The 18,467-nt window shown below is 69.4% G+C and carries 14 protein-coding genes and 2 pseudogenes; 9 read left to right on the forward strand and 7 right to left on the reverse strand.

Annotation, left to right across the window (positions count from 1 at the left end; genetic code table 11):
- Position 1 precedes the first annotated feature (1 nt).
- Complete coding sequence (locus JQX13_RS26950) at positions 2-1,585, forward strand: ArnT family glycosyltransferase (RefSeq protein ID WP_203411772.1); 1,584 nt, start codon at positions 2-4, stop codon at positions 1,583-1,585.
- A 193-nt stretch (positions 1,586-1,778) separates the two neighbouring features.
- Complete coding sequence (locus JQX13_RS26955; protein WP_203411773.1) at positions 1,779-4,256, forward strand: GAF domain-containing protein; 2,478 nt, start codon at positions 1,779-1,781, stop codon at positions 4,254-4,256.
- Between the two features lie 4 nt (positions 4,257-4,260).
- Here JQX13_RS26955 and JQX13_RS26960 read toward each other — a convergent pair whose 3' ends face one another.
- Together JQX13_RS26960 and JQX13_RS26965 are read right to left on the reverse strand one after the other, a co-directional pair.
- A complete protein-coding gene (locus JQX13_RS26960; protein WP_203411774.1) occupies positions 4,261-6,687 on the reverse strand; it encodes a PAS domain S-box protein in 2,427 nt (808 codons plus the stop codon).
- Positions 6,684-6,998: pseudogene (locus tag JQX13_RS26965) on the reverse strand (sensor histidine kinase); the annotation flags it as partial. The pseudogene JQX13_RS26965 and the gene JQX13_RS26960, both read right to left, overlap by 4 nt.
- A 432-nt stretch (positions 6,999-7,430) precedes the next feature.
- On the opposite strand from JQX13_RS26965, the gene JQX13_RS26970 reads away from it, so the two are divergent.
- Both JQX13_RS26970 and JQX13_RS26975 read left to right on the forward strand, forming a co-directional pair.
- Positions 7,431-7,712 (forward strand): type II toxin-antitoxin system RelE family toxin, encoded by a 282-nt coding sequence (locus JQX13_RS26970; RefSeq protein ID WP_203411775.1) that lies wholly within the window; start codon positions 7,431-7,433, stop codon positions 7,710-7,712.
- A gap of 75 nt (positions 7,713-7,787) precedes the next feature.
- Entirely contained in the window at positions 7,788-9,137 is a 1,350-nt protein-coding gene (locus JQX13_RS26975; RefSeq protein WP_239015208.1) for an ATP-binding protein, read from the forward strand.
- An 80-nt stretch (positions 9,138-9,217) separates the two neighbouring features.
- Here JQX13_RS26975 and JQX13_RS26980 read toward each other — a convergent pair whose 3' ends face one another.
- A complete protein-coding gene (locus tag JQX13_RS26980; RefSeq protein ID WP_239015209.1) occupies positions 9,218-9,778 on the reverse strand; it encodes a YsnF/AvaK domain-containing protein in 561 nt (186 codons plus the stop codon).
- Positions 9,779-9,832: 54 nt separating this feature from the next.
- On the opposite strand from JQX13_RS26980, the gene JQX13_RS54465 reads away from it, so the two are divergent.
- Complete coding sequence (locus JQX13_RS54465; RefSeq protein ID WP_239015211.1) at positions 9,833-10,144, forward strand: hypothetical protein; 312 nt, start codon at positions 9,833-9,835, stop codon at positions 10,142-10,144.
- 129 nt (positions 10,145-10,273) lie between these two features.
- On the opposite strand, the gene JQX13_RS26985 is transcribed toward JQX13_RS54465, so the two are convergent.
- From JQX13_RS26985 to ruvX, 3 genes are all read right to left on the reverse strand, one after another.
- Positions 10,274-11,227, reverse strand: a complete 954-nt coding sequence (locus JQX13_RS26985) for a hypothetical protein (protein ID WP_203411777.1) — start codon at positions 11,225-11,227, stop codon at positions 10,274-10,276.
- 162 nt (positions 11,228-11,389) lie between these two features.
- A complete protein-coding gene (mltG, locus tag JQX13_RS26990; RefSeq protein ID WP_203411778.1) occupies positions 11,390-12,460 on the reverse strand; it encodes an endolytic transglycosylase MltG in 1,071 nt (356 codons plus the stop codon).
- Positions 12,461-12,916: a Holliday junction resolvase RuvX gene (gene ruvX, locus JQX13_RS26995; RefSeq protein WP_203411779.1), complete on the reverse strand. Its 456-nt coding sequence runs from the start codon at positions 12,914-12,916 to the stop codon at positions 12,461-12,463.
- A gap of 172 nt (positions 12,917-13,088) precedes the next feature.
- On the opposite strand from ruvX, the gene JQX13_RS27000 reads away from it, so the two are divergent.
- Positions 13,089-14,189: a hypothetical protein gene (locus tag JQX13_RS27000; protein WP_203411780.1), complete on the forward strand. Its 1,101-nt coding sequence runs from the start codon at positions 13,089-13,091 to the stop codon at positions 14,187-14,189.
- Positions 14,190-14,195: 6 nt separating this feature from the next.
- Complete coding sequence (locus JQX13_RS27005; RefSeq protein WP_203411781.1) at positions 14,196-14,717, forward strand: tetratricopeptide repeat protein; 522 nt, start codon at positions 14,196-14,198, stop codon at positions 14,715-14,717.
- 72 nt (positions 14,718-14,789) lie between these two features.
- Here JQX13_RS27005 and JQX13_RS27010 read toward each other — a convergent pair whose 3' ends face one another.
- Complete coding sequence (locus tag JQX13_RS27010; RefSeq protein ID WP_203411782.1) at positions 14,790-16,037, reverse strand: M48 family metalloprotease; 1,248 nt, start codon at positions 16,035-16,037, stop codon at positions 14,790-14,792.
- A 79-nt stretch (positions 16,038-16,116) separates the two neighbouring features.
- Here JQX13_RS27010 and JQX13_RS27015 point away from each other — a divergent pair.
- Both JQX13_RS27015 and JQX13_RS27020 read left to right on the forward strand, forming a co-directional pair.
- Positions 16,117-17,287, forward strand: a pseudogene (locus JQX13_RS27015) (IS3 family transposase).
- A 254-nt stretch (positions 17,288-17,541) separates the two neighbouring features.
- A complete protein-coding gene (locus JQX13_RS27020) occupies positions 17,542-18,447 on the forward strand; it encodes a DUF2381 family protein (protein WP_203411783.1) in 906 nt (301 codons plus the stop codon).
- The last annotated feature ends 20 nt before the right edge of the window (positions 18,448-18,467 follow it).

The following is an 18,467-nucleotide window of genomic DNA, read 5'->3' on the forward strand; positions in this document are numbered from 1 at the left end:
CATGTCGTCCGCTTCGACCGCTCCCGCCTCTCCTCCGCGCCCGTCCGGTGCGATCCCCGCCCTCTCCGCCGTGCCAGAAGTGGCCTTGGAGCCCAACCCCCGGTTGTTGTGGATCCTGCTGCTCGCGGCGGCGCTGCTGCCGCGCCTGCTGCTGATGCCCTTCAACGAGAACTTCTACGGGGACGCGGTGGCGCGCACGGAGCTGGCCGAGCGCTGGGCACGCGCGCCGCACCTCATCACCTCGTATGGGGATGGGGCCTTCCAGTTCGGGCCGCTGCACCTCTATCTGGTGGGCCTGGCGTTGAAGGTGGTGCCGGACAAGGCGCTCGCGGGCCGGCTGGTGAGCCTGTTGTTCGGTGTGTTGGCGGTGTTGCCGCTCTACTCGCTCACCCGGCGCCTCTTCGGCTGGCGCGCCGGAGTATGGGCCTGCCTGGGTTTCTCCGTCTGGGGCATGCACCTGCAGATGTCCACGACGGCGGCCAGCGAGGCGCTCTCGCTCTTCCTCATGCTGTGGGTGTTCGCGCTCGTGGCGGAGGGGTTGGACGAGAACCGCCTGGGGCCCCTCTTCGGGGCGGGGCTGGTGCTCAACCTGGCGTGCGCCACGCGCTACGACGCGTGGATGTACATGCCGCTGCTGTGCGTGGCGCTGTTGTTCTGGGGCGAGGACCGGGTGGCCGGCTTCACCCGCGCCGTGAGCTTCGGCCTCTTGTGCCTGCCCTTCCCGCTGTTGTGGATGCAGGGCAACGAGATGGCGCACGGGGATCCGTTCTTCCCCGTCACCGCGGTGGAGCAATTCCACGCGGACTGGACGCGCGAGGGCATCGCCCGGGTGGGCGCGTGGCGCTACCGGCTGGAGAGCCTGGGCTTCTGGCCCGGGGTGGCGCTGCTCACGCTGTCGCCGGGCGTGGCGCTGCTGGGCATGGTGGGCATGTGGCGCTCGTGGCGGCAGCGGCCGGACGTGCGCTGGCTGGTGCTCGCCGCGGCGGTGCCCACCGCGTACTTCACCTTCCGGGCCTCGGTGCTGTTGAACTTCCAGCCCCTGGGTCGCTTCACGGTGACGCAGCTGGTGCTGCTGCTGCCCTTCGTGGTGCCGGGCCTCGAGGCGATTCGCGGGGCCGGGGCGCGCAAGGCCGTGGCCGGGCTGTGCTCGGTGCTGGCGGTGGCCGTGCCGGTGGCCATGGGCCTCTACACCTTCCGCGCCGATGGCGGCATGCGCGACAGCCTCCGTCCGGTGAGCCCCACCTCCACCAACCCGGTGCCGCTGATGCAGGTGGCCCGCTTCCTCAGGGACGAGGTCGCTCCCAGGGGCGGCGCCGCCGTGCTCGACATGGATCCGGGCTACCTGGATCTCCAGCTCGCCTTCTTCTCCGGGCTGCCGGACGAGCGGCTCGCCCGCGTGCGCTGGGAGACCTTCCGCAAGCACCTGCGCGAGGCCCGGCCGGAGTACCTCGTGCGCTTCGACGGCGGCTCGCTGGTGAAGGACCCGGGGGTGACGCTGGAGGGCCGCACGCTGACGCTCGACGGCGTGGCGTACCAGGAGCTCGACGGCTTCTCCGCGCCGCTGCACGTCTATCAGCGCCGCTGAGGCGGGCGGGGCCGCGGGGGGGCCACCCGTCCTCCACCACGGTTGGCCAGGTGACAGACACCTGGCGCCTGGCTGCCTCCTGGTGGGGCTGCCGTGAGGAAGGCATGGCCGGAGCCCGTGTGTTCGTGCGACAACGCGAGACGCCGGGTTCTGGAATCCTCCAGCACGAGCACCCTTCACGAACACCCAGGCCATGACGTCCGCCGCACTGCTTCCCGAGCCGGCATCCCCCTCTGCTCAGGCGATCATCCTGGTCGTGGATGACAGCCCCAACCAGCTCGTCGCCATCCAGGCCCTCCTCGCGCCCCTGGGCCAGCGGGTGGTGACGGCGTCGTCGGGTGGGGATGCCCTGCGGCTGTTGCTCGAGATGGACTGTGCCGTCGTCCTGCTGGACGTGCACCTGACGGACATCGACGGCTTCGAGGTGGCGCGCTTCATGCGCGAGCGGGAGCGGACGTGCCGCACGCCCATCATCTTCATCTCCGGGCTGACGGCCGACGCGCACTTCACCACCCGTGGATACTCCATGGGCGCGGTGGACTTCCTCTTCAAGCCGTTCGACCCGCGGGTGCTGCGCGCCAAGGTGGAGGTGTTCGTCGAGCTGTACCTGCACCGCGAGCGGCTCAAGCTCCAGGCGGAGCGCGAGAAGGCCGAGTCCGAGCGCCTGCGGTTGTTGAACCTGCTGACGCAGACGCCGGCGGCCATCGCCATCACCCGGGGGATGGACTTCGTCTTCGAGTTCGCCAACCCGCTCTACCAGCGGGTGGTCGGCCGTCCCGTGCCCCTGGGCAGGCCCCTGCGCGAGGTGTTGCCGGAGGTCGTCTCGCAGCCGGGGGTGATGGAGGCGCTCCGGCAGGCGATGCGCACCGGCGAGCCCTTCAGCGGTCGCGAGTTCCCGGTGTCGCTCGGCCGGCACGGCAACGGCGTCCTGGAGGAGGCCTTCTTCGACCTCGTCTACCAGCCGCTCCGGGACGAGCAGGGCCAGGTGGAGTGGCTGCTCACCCACGCGGTGGAGGTGACGGCGCAGGTCCGCGCGCGCCGCAAGCTCGAGGAGCGTGAGCAGGCGCTGCGCGAGAGCGAGGGCCGCTTCCGGTTGATGGCGGAGGCCGGCGAGCTGCTCTCCACCCTGGAGGATCGCACCGTCCTGCAGCGGCTGGCCGAGCTGGTCGTGCCGCGCCTGGCGGACTGGGCGGCGGTGGATCTGCTCTCCGAGACGGGCGCGGTGGAGCGGGTGGCCGCGGTGCACAGCGAGCCGGAGAAGGCGGCTCTCGCCTTCGAGATCGCCCGCCGCTGGCCCATCGACCGGACCTCCCACGAGGGAATCGGCCGGGTGCTGCGCACGGGCGAGCCCCTCCTGCTCGAGCACATGCCGGACGAGCTGTTGCGCCGTCTGGCGCGCGGCGAGGAGCACCTCCGCCTGGCCCGGACGCTGGGGTTCAAGTCGTCGGTGTGTCTGCCCCTCGTGGCGCGCGGACGGGTGTTGGGGGCCCTCACCCTGGTCCACGCCGAGAGCGGCCGGCGCTTCAGTGAGAGGGATCTGCTCCTGGCCCAGGAGCTGGCCCGGCGCGCGGGGCTCGCGGTGGACAACGCGCTGCTGTACCGCGAGGCGCGCGAGGCCCAGGGGCGTGCTTCCCGGCTCCAGGCGGTGGCGGCGGCGCTGTCCCGGGCCGCGACTCCCGCGGAGGTCGCTCGCGTCATCCTCACCGAGGGGCTCCGGCAGGTGGGCACCCACGCGGGTATCGTCTATCTGCGTGAGCCCGAGGGCTCCCTCCGCGTGCTCCACGACGTGGGCTACTCCAGGGAGCTCGTCCGCCGCGTGCGCCACCTCTCCGCCGGGGACCGGATGCCCCAGCTCGACGCGGTGCGCACCGGGGAGGCCCGTTGGTTCTCCTCCACCGAGGAGCTCCTGGCGGACTACCCGCAGATGTCCACCCTGCTGTCCACCTTCGAGGCCCGTGTCGCGCTGCCCCTGCGGGTCGAGGGGAACAGCCTGGGCTGCTTGTGGTTGTCCTTCCAGGACAGGCGGCCCTTCTCGCCCGAGGAGCGGGACTTCCTCACCGCCCTGGCGCAGCTGTGCTCCCAGGCACTCGAGCGCGCGCGGTTGCTCGCGGTGGCGCGCGAGCAGACGGAGCACATGCGGCTGCTGGCCGACGCCGTCAAGGCCTTCGCGGAGGCTGGAGGAGACGTGGAGGCGTCCGCGCGGGCCCTGGTGCGGCGCGTGTCGGAGTCGTTCGGGGACGCCTGTGCCCTGCTGCTGCGCGACGAGGTCTCGGGGAGCGTGACGTTCTCCGCCATGTACCACCCGGATCCCTGGGCCCGCGCGCTCCTCCAGGAGACGATCCGCGGCACCTACGAGCGGGAGGAGGGGCCGGCCGTGCGCGTGCTGCACACCGGCCAGCCGCTGCGGGTGTCGCGCGTTCCCCAGGAAGGGCTGCTCGAGTCGCTGGCGCCCCAGGTGCGTCCCTTCGTCGAGTGCTTCGGCCTGCACGGCATCCTGATCGTCCCCTTGCGCGCGCAGGGGCAGATCCTCGGTACCCTGGGCGTGTTCCGCTCGCGGCCGGATCTGCCCTACACCCCGGAGGAGCAGGCGTTGCTGCAGGAGCTGGCCGACCGCGCCGGCCTGGTGGTGTCCAACGCGCGGCTGCGCGCGCGGGCGAACGCCACCTGGTAGTCGCTCAGGCCTGGTGGCGGGGCAGCCGCACCGTGAAGGTGGTGCCCTCGTCCCCGGTGGAGCGCACGTCGAGGGTGCCCCCATGGCCGAGGACGATCTGCCGGGTGATGTAGAGGCCCAGGCCCAGGCTGCCCCGGCCCTCCCCGGCCTCCTGTCCCCGCTGGTAGGGCTCGAAGAGCGTCGTCCGCAGCTCGGCGGGGATGGGGTCACCCTCGTTGTACACCTCGAGGCGGACGTCCGGGCCCTCGCTCCAGGTGGTCACCCGCACGGGCGTGCCCGCGGGGCTGTGCTGCAGGGCATTGCCCACCAGGTTGGTGACGACCTGGGCCAGGCGCCCCTCGTCCCATTCGCCCCGGCCATCGCCGTGGGCGTGGAAGAGGATGTGCCGCTCGGGCCAGGCGAGCTGGACCTCCTCCACCACCCGATGGACGTGCTCATGGAAGTCCAGCGGCGCGGGCTGGACGGGGATGCCGCTCACGCGCGCCTGGGTGAAGTCGAGCAGATCGCGAATCATCCCGCTGGCCCGCTCCGCCGCGGCGTAGATGCGGCTCACCGCCTTCGTGGAGCGCTCGTCCACGTCCTCGCGCTTGAGCAGGGCGGTGGCCGACAGGGTGATGGCGTTGAGGGGGTTGCGCAGATCATGGCTGACGATGGCCACCACGTCCTCGCGGACCCTGATGGCCTCCTGGGCCTCCTGGTACAGGCGCGCGTTGTCGATGGCCACGGCCGCGCGATCCGCCAGCCCCTTGGCCACCTCCAGGTCCGCGGTGAGGTCTCCGGCATGGGGGCTCGTCCAGGCGAGGTTGATGATGCCGAGCTTGCGGCCCCGGGCCACCAGGGGGACGAGCGCCACGGACTTCGGGCCGAGCGCCTCCAGGTTGGCCCGGTGCTCCGCGTTGCGAGCGGCGGCATCCAGCCACCCGGGGGTGATCTCCGGTACGGCCACGGCGTTGCCGCTCTCCAGGGCGCGGGCCACGGGGCTGTGGCTCCCCAGCAGGGGAGGGTAGGGCCGTGAGATTTCCAGGAGGGCCCGCTTCTCCGGCGCGCGGGCCGCCATCTCCAGGCGGTGCAGCCGCCCGTCCTCGCCCAGCAGATCCACCATGCAGTAGTCGCACAGGTGCGTCACGGCCAGCGAGGCGAGCCGCTTCAGGGTCGTGGGCACGTCGAGCGACTGGGACAGCACCGTCCCCACCTCGATGAAGAAGGCCTGGGTGCGCTCGGCGCGCTTGCGCGCGGTGATGTCGCGCACCAGTCCCGTGAAGAGGCGGCCCTGGGGCAGGAGCGTCTCGCTGATGGAGAGCTCCAGCGGGAAGACGCTCCCGTCCTTGCGCAGGCCCTCCACCTCCCGCCCGATGCCGATGACCCTGCGCACGTCCGTGCTCAGGCCGTTGTCCATGTAGCCGTCGTGCGCGCACCGGTAGGGCTCGGGCATGAGGATTCCGACGTTGCGGCCGATGAGCTCCTCGGGCGCGTAGCCGAAGATGCGCGTCGTGGCCGGGTTGACGTCCTGGATGCGGCCCCGTTCGTCGATGGTGATGATGCCGTCCACCGCCGTTTCCAGGATGGCCCGCAGCCGCTGGGTCGTCTCGCGCAGGGCCTGCTCGGCGCGCTTGCGTTTGGAGATGTCGCGGGTGACGTCGGAGAAGCCGCGCAGCACGCCGTGCTCGTCGCGCAGGGCGGTGATGACGGCGTCCGCCCAGAAGCGGTGGCCGTCCTTGTGGACGCGCAACGCCTCGGTCCGGCAGTGGCCGTGGATGGCCGCGGTCTGGAGGCACTTGTCGGGCACTCCGGCGGCGACATCCTCGGGCGTGTAGAAGCGGGTGAAGGACTGGCCGAGCACCTCCCGTGCCGCGTAGCCCTTGATGCGCTCGGCGCCCGCGTTCCAGCTCATCACCCGGCCCTCCGGGTCGAGCATGTAGATGGCGTAGTCCTCCACGCCCTCCACGAGCAGGCGGAAGCGCTCCTCGTCTCCGAGAGGGGCCCGCTCGTCGCACTGACGGGTGTACTCGGCCACGCCCTCGGCGATGCCGAGGGAGATGAAGGCCGACATCGCGCGCACCTCCCCGAGGGTGACGCGCACGTTCGTCTCCTCCACCAGGTCGAGGATGCACTCGTGCAGCACGTGGTACTCGCGCAGCAGCTCCCGCACGTCGAAGCCCCCGCGCGGGTGCCAGGCCCCGCGCGCCCGGGCCCTGGGGCTCCATTCCGGCACCGGGAGGTCCCCCGTGGCCTCGTGCTGGCGCAGCACCGCGGCCATCTCCCACAGGTAGTCGCCGATGTGGTTCTCCAGCTCGCACCGGGTGGGTCGCCCGGTCACGAGCCCTCCGCGCAGCCGCCCGGTCCAACGCTGGATGATGTCCTCGTGCCGCTCCTCCAGCAGCTCCGCCAGGGAGGGGGACGAGGGTTCCGGCGATCGCGTCTCGAGGTTCACGGCCGCTCGTCCTCCCCGGGGGGCCGCAGCGGCAGCTCCACGGTGAAGAGGGCTCCCTCTCCAGGCCTGCTCTCGACGCCCACCGTGCCGCCCAGCGCCTCGATGCTCCGCCGGGTCATGTAGAGGCCCAGCCCCAGGCCCCCGTAGTGCCGCTCCGACACGCCACGCGCGAAGCGGTCGAAGACGCGCGGCAGGTGCTCCGGCGCGATGCCGATGCCCTCGTCCCGCACCGTCACCCTCGCGCGTTGCCCCTCCTTCGTGACGTGGATGCGCACGGGTCTGCCGGCGCCGTGCTTGAGCGCGTTGGACAGATCCTCGGGATGGATGGCCTCGACCCAGCCCGAGCCCTGGCTCTGCCGGTGCGTCTGGCCGGTGAAGGCCTCCCAGGAGGGGCTCTCCTCCACCAGCGCGTCCCAGAACACCTGCCCATCCCAGGAAGAAGTCTCGAAGGTGCCAGGGTGCATGGGCGGCGGGCTCACGGGGGAGTTCCCCTCATCGGGGCATGCGTGGAGCCGCCCCTGTCGCCAGGCAAGCTCCGGGTCTCGAGGGGTCGTCCGTCATGAGACATCCTCAGGTGGCTCCCTCCCGTACAGGTGGTCATTGACCACCCGGGAAGCCTGACTCCGTAAATGTTTCCGATTTCCGACCGTAGAAATGCCAGTCAACCGGGGACGTGCACGGGGTAAGTGTTGAAACCGACAGATGATCGGACTGGCCTGGCACGTGCAGTGGGGCGGTCCGGTATGCGTCGCCCTGAGAGTCTCAACTCCTACAGCGTGGAAGTCAGTCCCTCTGCCTGGAAGCAGTTGGCGCACCTGCCGTTGGAGAGCTACCAACGCATCCGCCAGGCGTTGGACGGCATCGCGGCCCAGTTGAGGTCGCCCACACCGGTGCCCCTGCCGAAGAAGGAGGCCGAGCCTCTCGTCTCCCGCTCCCTTTCCCTGGAGGGCCATCTCGTGCTGTACGAGGTGGACACGGTGCGCCGGCGCCTCACGCTGCGGGAGATCGTCCGCACCCGTCCTTGATGCCCATCCCTCGCTCCCCTGGCCGTCCGGCATGCGGAGGACCGGAGATTGGCGGGGGGCCGCTGAATCCACGGCGTGGCGAGCGTTGGCACTGAGGCGGCGCTCGGGACGGAGGACCTGGACTCCTTCCTGCCGAAGCTGCTGCGCGTCATGTTGGAGAGCACGGAGGCGGTGGACTCCGTCTCCCTGCTGATGCGCGAGGGCGACGTGCTGCGGGTTCGCGCCTCGGTGGGGTTGGAGGAGGAGGTGACCTCCGGTTTCCGCCTGCGGGTGGGCGAGGGTTTCAGCGGGCGCATCGCGGCTGAGCAGCGGCCATTGGAGCTGCGCTCGGCGGCGACGGATCCTCTGGTGAGGAGCGAGCTCATCCGGTCTCGGGGGACGCGTGCGCTCTACGGGGTTCCGTTGATGTACGGAGAGGAGGTCATCGGCGTGGCCCACATGGGCAGCCGCACCGCCTGTAGGCACGTGAACGAGGTGGTCCCGGGGAGTGGGCCGGCGCTGGAGCCCGTCCTGCGACGGGTCTTGGAGACGGGAGAGGCCTCGAGGGGCCAGGAGTTCAGCGCCGCGCCGGCCAATGACCCGGGCGTCATCCACCACTGGGTGGGGGACTATTTCCCGGTGAGGGGGGGAGACGGGCGGGTGCTCGGGGTGGGCAGCGTCGTCATGGACATCACCGAGCGCAAGCAGCAGGAGGAGCTCATGCGCCAGACGGCCGAGTTCCGCGAGCGCTTCCTGGGGGTCGTCTCCCATGATCTGCGCAACCCGCTCAACGCCATCCTGCTCTCGGCCAACACGCTGCTTCGGCTGGAGGGGATACCCGCGACGCATGCGAAGGTGGTGCGCCGCATCGTCACCAGTGGGGAGCGCATGGCGCGGATGATTGGCGAGCTGCTCGACTTCACACGCGGGCGGCTGGGCGGCGGTATCCCCAGCCATCCCCGGCCCACCAACCTGCGTCACCTCTGCCGCCATGTGTTGGAGGAGCTGGAGACCAGCCATCCCGGGAGGGATCTGCGGCTGGTGGCGGACGGTCGGTTCCTGGGCGAGTGGGACCCGGACCGGCTCGCCCAGCTATTGGGCAACCTGGGCAAGAACGCGCTCGACTACAGCCCCGCGGAGACACCGGTGGACTTCACGCTCCAGGACGAGGGCGACACCGTGACCGTGGTGGTGCACAACGAGGGGCGGCCCATCCCGCGGAAGCTGCTGACGGGCATCTTCGAGCCCTTCCGGCGGGCGGTGGAGGGCGATGCGCACCCGACCTCGGGCCTGGGGCTGGGTCTCTTCATCGTCCAGCAGATCGCCGAGGCCCACGGCGGGAGCGTCGAGGTGCGCTCCCACGAGGGAGATGGGACCACCTTCACCGTGAGGTTGCCCCGGCACTCGGCGGGTTCCACATGGCCACGCTCTCCACGCCCATCGTGAGTGTCGAGGCCCACCGCGGCTGACGTCCCGGAGGGAAAGGCCACCTCCCGTTTCCGGGAAGTGGCCTGGGGCCGCTCCCGTCACGAGCGGCGCAAGGTGGGATCATCGGGGTTGAGGTTGAGCGAGCGCGTGTCCTCTTCTCCGGACGTGCGGACGTCCACCTCCTCGTGGCGCAGCGGCTCCGCCACCCGGCGCTCCTCCTCGATCTCGTCCTTGCGGATGACGACCTCCTCCGACACCACGGGACGCTTGTGGAGCTCCACCTCCTCGGCATGCAGGGGCACCACCACCGTCTCGTCCTGGAAGGAGGCGTTCATGGCGGGCCGGTCCGGGTTGACGTCGCGGCGTTCCACGCTCACGCGCTCGCGGCGTACCGGGACGCTCACCGTCTTCACCTCCTCGACGACCTCCTTGTGGATGCGCACCTCACCGGACTGAACGTCCCGCTTGCTGACGTCCAGTTCCTCCTTGTGGACGGGGACGGCCACTTCGTCCGAACGGCGCTCCGTGCTGGCGGCGCTCTGGCGCGTCTCCGTTCCCACGCCGATGGTCTCCGCGCCCGCGCCCAGGCCCATGGTCGCCGCGCTCGTTCCCAGGCCCATGCCCGCCGCGCTCGTTCCCAGGCCAGAGCTGGTGGCCATGCTGGCGGCCCCGTACCTGTCCTGGTCGGTTAGACGGAGGAGTCCCTCACGGCCGTGCGTGAGGATGATCTCTCCATCTCGGATGTCGGAGATCTCCTCGTACCGGACGAGGTAGTCCTTCGGGAAGAAGATGCCCTTCTCGATGTGGAACGCCTCATCCCCCAGGGCGAACACCTTGCCGAGCTTCTCGCCGTCGGAGCTCCGGACCGTCATGCCTTCCTTCAACTGACTGCGCTGGATCATGGCTGCCTCCTGATTCGTGATGTGCATTGGGGTACCGCGGTTCGTGCCGCCACCCTGACGACGCCGCGCGGCATCCATGCGTCACGATGGGTCGTGTCGTCCCCGCAGGCAGATGACGGTTGACGCATGCCCGGCCGTATGACGACCCGGGCCTCGGCCCGGAACGGTGAGAATCCGGGCAACACCCGGTTCGGAGTGCGAACGGGCCCGGCTGGATGCTCGGGCCCGTTCGCACTCCAGAGGGCAGGGCGCCTACGGGTACACCTCGCGGCGAGGAGGGGGCAGCCCGCCTTCGGGCGGAGTCGGCACCACCGCGCCCTCCGCGTAGACGCGTTGGCGTTTGCTCACGCCCACGGTGCCGCCGAGGATCGCCGAGATGAGTCCCAGGAAGAGGGCGCCGAAGACACCCCAGAACGCCTTGCCGGTGGCATCCGCCGCCTGGAGCGCGCCCGTCTGCACCGATTGGACGGCCTGGCCCACCTGGCCCTGGGCATTGTTGAACTGGGCCTCCACGCGGCTGGCGACCTCCTGGGCGTCCGCGCGCGAGAGGGCCGTGTTCTCGGCGATGGAATTCACCAGGAGCTGCCGGTCGAGCCGGCCCTGCTGCACCGCTGTCTGCACCACGTCCCGGGTCGCGGCCTCCAGCTGGCTCGCCGTCACCGGAGGAAGGCCTTGTGCTTGCAAGCGCTGGTTGACGGGGCGCAGGGCGTCATTGGCATCGATTCCGAAGCTCTGCGCCACCTGCCCCAGGCCTCCTCCCTGAGAGGCGCCCGCCGATATCGCCGACCCGGTGGCCTGGACGGCCGTCCTGCCCATGGAGAACAGTCCACCCGCCAGCGCGGAGACCAGGTTGCTGAGCAACCAGAAGCCTACGAGCGTGGTGAGCCCCCACATGACGAGCCCATGGATGCCCCCACTCGACTTCGTCTGGACCCCTGAGCCTCGCCCGGCCACGATGCCGCCCACGAAGAGGGCGATGAGCGGAGAGATGAGGCTCCAGATGCCGGTGAAGATGCCGGAGGTCCTCGCGCTCCCGGTGTCCTGCGGATTGATGGAGGACAGGCCCAGCGCCAGTCCGAGCGCATAGAGCAATATCCAGAGGCCCAGTGCCGTCACCGTCCCGGCGAAGATGGCACTCCAGCTCACCTTCACCGGAGGGCCCGCCAGTAATTGCACGCCTGCCTTCTGCTGTGTCGCCGTTGCCATGGTCCACCTCGTGGAAGAAGGGGTTGAATCCCCTGCCTCCAAAAGTGGACACCCCGGCTCGAACAGGGAGCATGCCTCCACCTCGCGCCCGCTTGAGCGCGGAGAGAACGGCGGCCACCGCGCCTCCTCGGTGCCTTGGTGGCCGAGGCGTGCGGAGGATGGCTAGTTCGCGCCGCCTGCCCGCTGCCGACGTTTGGCGCGGAAGAACTCCACCTGCCACTTCTGCACGGCCGCGTTGTGGCACTCCAGGGTGGGGCAGAAGATGTGGGTGCCGTCGTTGCGCGACACGAAGAAGAGATCCTCGCAGTCGAGCGGATGAAGGGCCGCCTGGATGGCCGCTGCACCCGGGTTGGCGATGGGCCCCGGCGGCAACCCGGCCGTGGTGTACGTGTTGTACGGGTGCGGCGTCTCCAGGTCCCTCTTGGTGATGTTCTTCGAGTACACCCCGCGCAGCAGCTTCATGGCGTAGATGACCGTGGGGTCCGTCTGCAGCTTGATGCCCTGGCGCAGCCGGTTGTGGAAGACACACGCGATGCGGGGCCGCTCCTGGGGCTGGCCCGTCTCCTTCTCCACGATGGAGGCCAGGGTGAACGTCTCCAGCAGCGAGAGCTTCACCCCGGCCTTCCTCTTCGCGTCCGCCTTCCGGTACTCCTCGAGCGAGCGTTCCACCATGCGGGCGAGCACCCGCTCCTCGGTGGCGTTGCGGGTGAAGGTGTACGTGTCCGGGTAGAGGAAGCCCTCGATGGAGGAAGCGGGCACGCCGGCCTCGCGCAGGAAGCGCGGATCCGCGACGAGCCGCTCCAGCTTCCTCGGGTCCAGCTTCAGCTCCGAGTTGGCGAGGATGGGGAGGATCTCCTCCACGCGCAGACCCTCGGGGACGGTGAAGCGGTAGACCTTCACCTTGCCCGAGGCGAGCAGCTCCACCACCTGGGCGGGGGTGAGGGTGCCCTCGAAGAGGTACTCACCGGCCTTGAGTCTGGGGCCCGCCTGCTCGCGGCGGATGAAGAGGTAGAGGAGCTCCGGATCCGTGACGACCCCCGCGTCCGCCAGCATCAGGGCGAGCGTCCTCGGGCCGGTGCCATTGGGCACGCTGACGGTGATGCCTTCCTGGGGCAGGGTGACGGGGGTGGCGGCGAACTCGGTGATCCGCCGCTCGCGGCGCAGGTACCAGCCGCCCGCGGCGGCGGCCGCGAGCACCCCGAGGACGAGCAGGGCGAGGAGGACTTTCTTCACTTACATCTCCGGGTCGTAATCGTCGTCATCGAACGCCTCCGAGGGCGGGCGCCGGGCGTCGAGCCACCCCTGGAGGATGAACTGGGCGGCCATCTGGTCGATGACCTCGCGGCGCTTGGCGCGCGACAGGTCCGCCTCGAGCAGGGTGCGCTGGGCGGCCACGGTGGACAGGCGCTCGTCCCATAGCTCCACGGGCAGGCCCGTGGCCTGGGTGAGCGTGTCCACGAACTTGCGGGTGGCCTCGGCGCGAGGGCCCTCGGAGCCATCCATGTTGAGCGGCAGCCCGACGACGAAGCGCTCGGCCTCGTACTCGCGCACGAGCTTCACGAGCGCGGCGAGGTCCGCCTTGAGGCTGGTCCGCCGGATGGTCGTCACGGTCTGGGCGGTGAGGCCCAGGGCGTCCGAGGCCGCGACGCCGATTGTCTTGGTACCCACGTCGAGGCCCAGGGTGCGCATGCGCGGCGGAATCTAACCGCAATCCTCCTCCGTGGACCGCTCCGTCCGCGAGGCAGGACCGTGCCCGCTCGGTGCTCGGGCTAACTCGCTGAATTCGTTGGCGTCGTGCCCGGCTCCGGGTCGGCACCGCCGCTGCAATCCCTCGGGCGCGGAACACGACCAAGGAGAAACCATGAGTGACTTTCTGAAGGGGTTGGGCAGTGCCCTGGGGGGGGTGACGAACCTGCTGTCGGGTGGCGCGCTCATCGACATGGCGGGCAGTGCACTGGGGCTCCCGCCGGCCATCACCAACGCCGCGAAGGTGGCGGTGGGGGCGATGACGGGCAATGTGATGCTGGCGGCCGATGGCGCGATGGGGCTCGCGCAGGAGCTGACCCAGAATCCGCCGGCCACCACCGAGTACAGGGCGCCGAAGGACGAGCAGCGGGCCTGCGAGGGCTACGCGAAGCCGCGGCACGGCTCCTCGCCGGTGGAGACGGGCGGCTCGCGCGAGCCCTGTGGCGTCGACGGGGGCAGCCACCTGGACCCCAAGATGAACGACTACCTCCATTCGCTGCGGACGATCGAGCAGAACTTCCGCTACCTCGACGCGACGGACGGGAAGCTGGACGGGTCGCTGTCGAAGGCGGACCTGAAGCGCATCTCCGAGGACTCGCGCGTGTCGCCCGAGCTGCGCAAGGCGGCCCGCTTCCTGGTGGACAACCCGGGCTACTTCGAGCGGCTCGACACCTCGCTCGGCGGCTTCAAGGGCGGTGTCGCGGGGATTCTCCAGGACATCCGGAACGACGACCGCATCACCCAGAGCAACGTGCGGGGTGAGATCAACAAGGTGAAGGCGGACTACGCGCAGTACGGGCAGCCCGGGAGCGTGGAGTCGTCGTCGGGGTCTTCCCGCCCCGGCGGTTCCAGTGGCACGTCGTCGTCCTCGGGCGGTCAGGCCAGCTCGAGCGTCCGGGGCGTCATCAACGACCCGAGCATGAGCCTGGAGGAGAAGATCGAGGCCATCCTCATGTCGCTCACGGAGAAGCTGGACGACGAGATCCTCCAGACGATGGATGACCTGGCGGCGGCGCAGGACTCCAGGGCCGGCATCTCGAACGAGAAGGGCAACGAGAAGAAGGCCGCGGACGCGGATCGGAACATCGAGAAGATCAACCTGCGGCTTCAGAAGCTCATCGAGAAGCGCAAGAACATGTTCGAGATGATGAGCACGCTGTCCATGAAGTTCAACGAGATGGCGAAGACGGCCCTCTCCAACATGCGGAGCGCGTAGGCGGAGATGGGACGGGTCATCAAGTACGAGGGAGGAGCCATGGACACGGCAACGACGGAGAAGCTGAAGGCGTTCGTGCGCGGGGAGATGACGTGGTCGGAGGTGGAGGGGATGACCTTCGAGGAGGCGAAGGCGATCGCGCAGGTGGGGTGTGACCTGGCGGCGGCGGGGCGCTACGAGGAGGCGCGCATCCTCTTCGAGGGGCTGGTGGAGGGGAACCCGAAGGACTCGGCGAGCCGGGCGGCGCTGGGCACGGTGTACCAGAAGCTGGGGCGGCTGGAGGAGGCCATCTCCGAGTACAGCGCGGCGCTGGAGCGAGACCCGAGCAACCCGGTGGCGCTGGTGAACCGCGGCGAGCTGTACCTGCGGCAGGGCAACCGGCAGGGCTTCACGGACATCGCCAACGCGTCGGAGGCGGATCCGAACGGGGAGACGTCGGCGGGCCGGAGGGCGAAGGCGCTGGTGAAGGCGATCGCGCTGGCGGCCGCGGAGAAGATGAAGGCGGATCAGGCCCAGGCGCGGGCGTAGTCCGCTGTCACGAGTGGGAGCCGCCGGGCCGCGGAGGGGAGGAGGGGACGACGGCGGTCCGGTGGGAGAGCGTCAGTGGGAGGGCTCCGTGACGAACGGAGTTCCGCCCGCTGGCGCTCTTTTTCGTGGGGAGGGGGGAACGGCGGCCAGACGCTCGGAGATGGGCGGGTGGCTGTGGCCCTTGAGGACGACCCAGCGAGGCGGGTCCGGGTCCATCTTGTTCACCCGGGCGGCCTTCACCAGCATGCGGCGGAAGGCGTCGGAGTCCTGGGTGAGTTGGAGGGCGTAGCGGTCGGCCTCGCGCTCGCGCTCACGGGAGAAGGCGGCGGAGAGGGGGTTGCTCAGGAAGAAGATGAAGAAGGAGAGCAACCACAGCAGGGGGAGGGTGCGGATGTCGGCGAAGTGCGTGGTGCCGAACCACCCTCGTGAGGCGGACAGCCTCAGCAGCCGGTCGATGACGAAGAGGAGCGCGAGCATCGCCACGGAGGAGGCGATGCGCCCCGGCCATTTCGACTCGTGGACGTGGCCCGCCTCGTGCGCGACCGCGGCGAGGATCTCCTCGGGTGCGAGCTCCTGGAGGATGACGTCGTTGAGCACGATGGTGCGCGTGGGGCCCTGGCCCGCGAAGTAGGCCTGGAGGCGCTTGCTGGCCACGGAGGTCTTCTCCACCCGCACGTCCTGGAAGGGGATGTTCGCCTGGGCCATCAACGCGGTGATGCGCTCGCGCACGGGCCCCTGCTCGAGGGGGGTCTGCTCGAAGTAGACCTGGTTGCGGTACGGGTCGAGGGCCGAGGACACCAGCAGCAGCAGCGCCGAGGGGATGCCCAGCACCAGCCACCAGCGCTTCACCCGGCGGGCCAGCCCATACAGCCCCAGGACCAGCGCGAGGGTGGCGAACCCCTGCAGGGTGACACCCTTGAGCTCGTCCAACGCGAACCGCAGGGGCGTATAGGCGGACATGCCGTAGCGGTGCTCCAGCACGTAGTCGAAGTAGATGGTCGCCGGGACGTGGACGAGCTCGATGAAGAGGTTCACGAGCAGCGCGAAGAAGATCGCCGCGCCCCATCCCGGCTCACCCCAGAGCCGGTCCATGGCCTTGACGAAGGCCCGGCTGACGGGCGCCGTGCGAAGGAACGCGAGCCGCTGGGACAGCCAGGCCGCACAGGACTCGGACCACCGGTAGAAGGGCCGCACGAGCACGCCCAGGATGAGGGCCAGCACGCCCAGGTAGATGAAGGGGCTCACCGCGCTGCGGATGTAGAGCGGCAGGTGGTAGGCCTTGATCTCGGCCAGCTGCTCGGGCGTGAAGATGGGCTCCATGGGCCGGAGAATCGTAGACTGAGCCTGCCCCGGTTTTGTGGACACACCTCATAAGTCGGCTACACAGGAGGTAGTGTTCATGGAGCGAAGGAAGAGGCGGAGTTTCACCCCGGAGTTCAGGGCCGAGGCGGTCCGACTGGTGCGCGAGGGCAGCAAGAGCCTGCCCCAGGTGGCCAAGGACTTGGACCTGACCGAGTCAGCCCTGCGCAACTGGGTGCGCGAGGCCGACGGAGGCGATGGCAAGGAGTCGGCAGGTGCACTCTCCACGGCCGAGCGGGAGGAGTTGGTGCGGCTGAGCAAGGAGGTGCGTCATCTGGAGATGGAGCGCGACTTCCTAAAAAAAGCGGCGGCCTTCTTCGCGAAGGAGACCTCGAGGTGAAGTTCGAGCTCATCGACGCGGAGAAGGCCCACTTCCCTGTGGACTTCATGTGCGAGCAGCTGGGTGTGTCGCGCTCGGGCTACTACGCCTGGAAGGAGCGCCCGGAGTCCGCGCGGGACAAGGCGGACCGGGCCCTGGCCGAGGAGGTGACGCGGATACATCGCGACAGCCGCGGCACGTACGGCAGTCCTCGCGTCCACGCGGAGCTGCGTGCCCGGGGGCAGCGCGTGAGTCGAAAGCGTGTGGCCCGGCTCATGAACGAGCACGACATCGCTGCTCGCAAGAGACGGCGCTTCGTGCGCACGACGGACTCCCGCCACAACCAGCCCGTTGCCCCCAACATCCTCGAGCGCAACTTCTCCCCGGCCAGCCCAATAGCACCTGGGCCACGGACATTACCTACGTGGGGACGGGGCAGGGCTGGCTCTACCTGGCCGTCGTCATGGACCTCTTCTCTCGCAAGGTGGTGGGCTGGTCCATGAGCGAGAACATCGACCGGCACCTGGTGCTCAACGCCCTGGACATGGCCCTCGAGGGACGCCAGCCACCGCAGGGGTTGTTGCACCACTCGGACCGGGGCAGCCAGTACGCCAGCACCGACTACCAGCAGGCACTGGCTGCTCGGGGCATCCAATGCAGCATGTCGCGCAAGGGCAACTGCTGGGACAACGCCGTGGTGGAGAGCTTCTTCAGCAGCTTGAAGCAGGAGCTCGTCTACACCACCGCCTTCGCCACGCACGAGCAGGCCCGGCTGGCCCTCTTCGAATACATCGAGGTCTTCTACAACCGCCAGCGGCGGCACTCCTCGCTGGGCTACGTCAGTCCAGTGGATTTTGAGCTTGCGCCCTTACCGCAGAAGTTGGCATCTTAACCCTACTGTCCACGTAACCGGGGCAAGCCCAACCAGCACGGACGGGAAGAAGAAGAGCCCGGTGTGCATGTGCGCCATCGCTCCCCTGGATAGCAGCGGGAAGGTGTATCCGCTCCTCAATGTCCGGCCCGTGACGCGGTACTACGAGCGCTGCGGCATCGCCCCGGGTTTCTAGGAGGCCCGGCGAGAGTCAGAGCGGGTAAGCTTGCAGCAGAATTGCCTGCCTCCCGCTCGTGTGGCTCGGAGTCGTTGCCGTGCTCAAGCTTCCCCTGCCTGTCCTGCTGCTGGTGGCCCTTCCCGGGAAGGCTGCCCAGGTTCCCGCTGCCCCCCTCATCGAATGCGGCGCCGAGCTGCAAAACGTGGAGTTGGAGGTGGGCTCACTGCCCATGCTGGTGTGCGTCGCGCCGGAAGTCGCCACCACGCTGCGCTTCGACACTCCGCTTCTCTTGGAGAGGACGGTGTTGGAGGGAAGCGAGGTGTCCTTCTCACCGACTCCCATGGGCATGTCCCTTGAGGCCACTCGAGACCTAGCGGAAGGAGAGCGTCGCAAGCTCACCGTCTACTTCGCGGATGAGAAGGAGCCATCGAGCGCCACCTTCATTCTCGTCGGCCAGGGCTCCGGGAAGCCACGACAGGTGAACGTCTTCCGTCAGACCCGCACGGTCGCTTCGCTCCGCCAAGAGGCGCAGCAACAGCGGCAGCGTGCGGAAGTTTGTGAGCAGCAGCTCGCGCAGTGCAGCAAGCAGGCAGCTCCCACAACGCTGCTGGAGCGATTGTTGCGGCTGGGCAGGGGCAGCCGAATCTCTCTGCACTGGCGGGATGTGAAGCCGCAAGGAGGCCAGCGCGGAGACATCGATGTCAGCGAGATCTCAACCACCACCGTGGAACTGGAACATGGAGAGCGCGAAGCAGCAGTGCGCGTCCGGCTCGCCAACAACCGGCAGGAAGACTGGCGAGTCGAGGGCGCGTCGCTCACAGCAGGAGGCGGCCAGCCACTCACTGCAGTGCGGGTGTTGCCGGAGGCAGCTCTTCCGGCCGGAGCCGTAAGGCGGATCGACGTAGTGCTGGGGCCCACGCAGCAGGAGTTGACGGGAAGGTACACACTCAGGCTGTGGGGTGGGGGGCTCGAAATCGCCCTGGAAAACATCGAGTTCCCGTGAGGCAGTGGCGTCCTCTGCGC

This window comes from Archangium violaceum (assembly GCF_016859125.1).
Classification (GTDB): Bacteria; Myxococcota; Myxococcia; order Myxococcales; family Myxococcaceae; genus Archangium; species Archangium violaceum_A.

Coding starts and splice junctions, on each gene's coding strand:
- JQX13_RS26950 (WP_203411772.1), top strand. CDS start 2: ATGTCGTCCGCTTCGACCGCTCCCGCCTCTCCTCCGCGCCCGTCCGGT.
- JQX13_RS26955 (WP_203411773.1), top strand. CDS start 1,779: ATGACGTCCGCCGCACTGCTTCCCGAGCCGGCATCCCCCTCTGCTCAG.
- JQX13_RS26970 (WP_203411775.1), top strand. CDS start 7,431: ATGCGTCGCCCTGAGAGTCTCAACTCCTACAGCGTGGAAGTCAGTCCC.
- JQX13_RS26980 (WP_239015209.1), bottom strand. CDS start 9,778: ATGGCCACCAGCTCTGGCCTGGGAACGAGCGCGGCGGGCATGGGCCTG.
- JQX13_RS26985 (WP_203411777.1), bottom strand. CDS start 11,227: ATGGCAACGGCGACACAGCAGAAGGCAGGCGTGCAATTACTGGCGGGC.
- ruvX (WP_203411779.1), bottom strand. CDS start 12,916: ATGCGCACCCTGGGCCTCGACGTGGGTACCAAGACAATCGGCGTCGCG.
- JQX13_RS27000 (WP_203411780.1), top strand. CDS start 13,089: ATGAGTGACTTTCTGAAGGGGTTGGGCAGTGCCCTGGGGGGGGTGACG.
- JQX13_RS27005 (WP_203411781.1), top strand. CDS start 14,196: ATGGGACGGGTCATCAAGTACGAGGGAGGAGCCATGGACACGGCAACG.
- JQX13_RS27010 (WP_203411782.1), bottom strand. CDS start 16,037: ATGGAGCCCATCTTCACGCCCGAGCAGCTGGCCGAGATCAAGGCCTAC.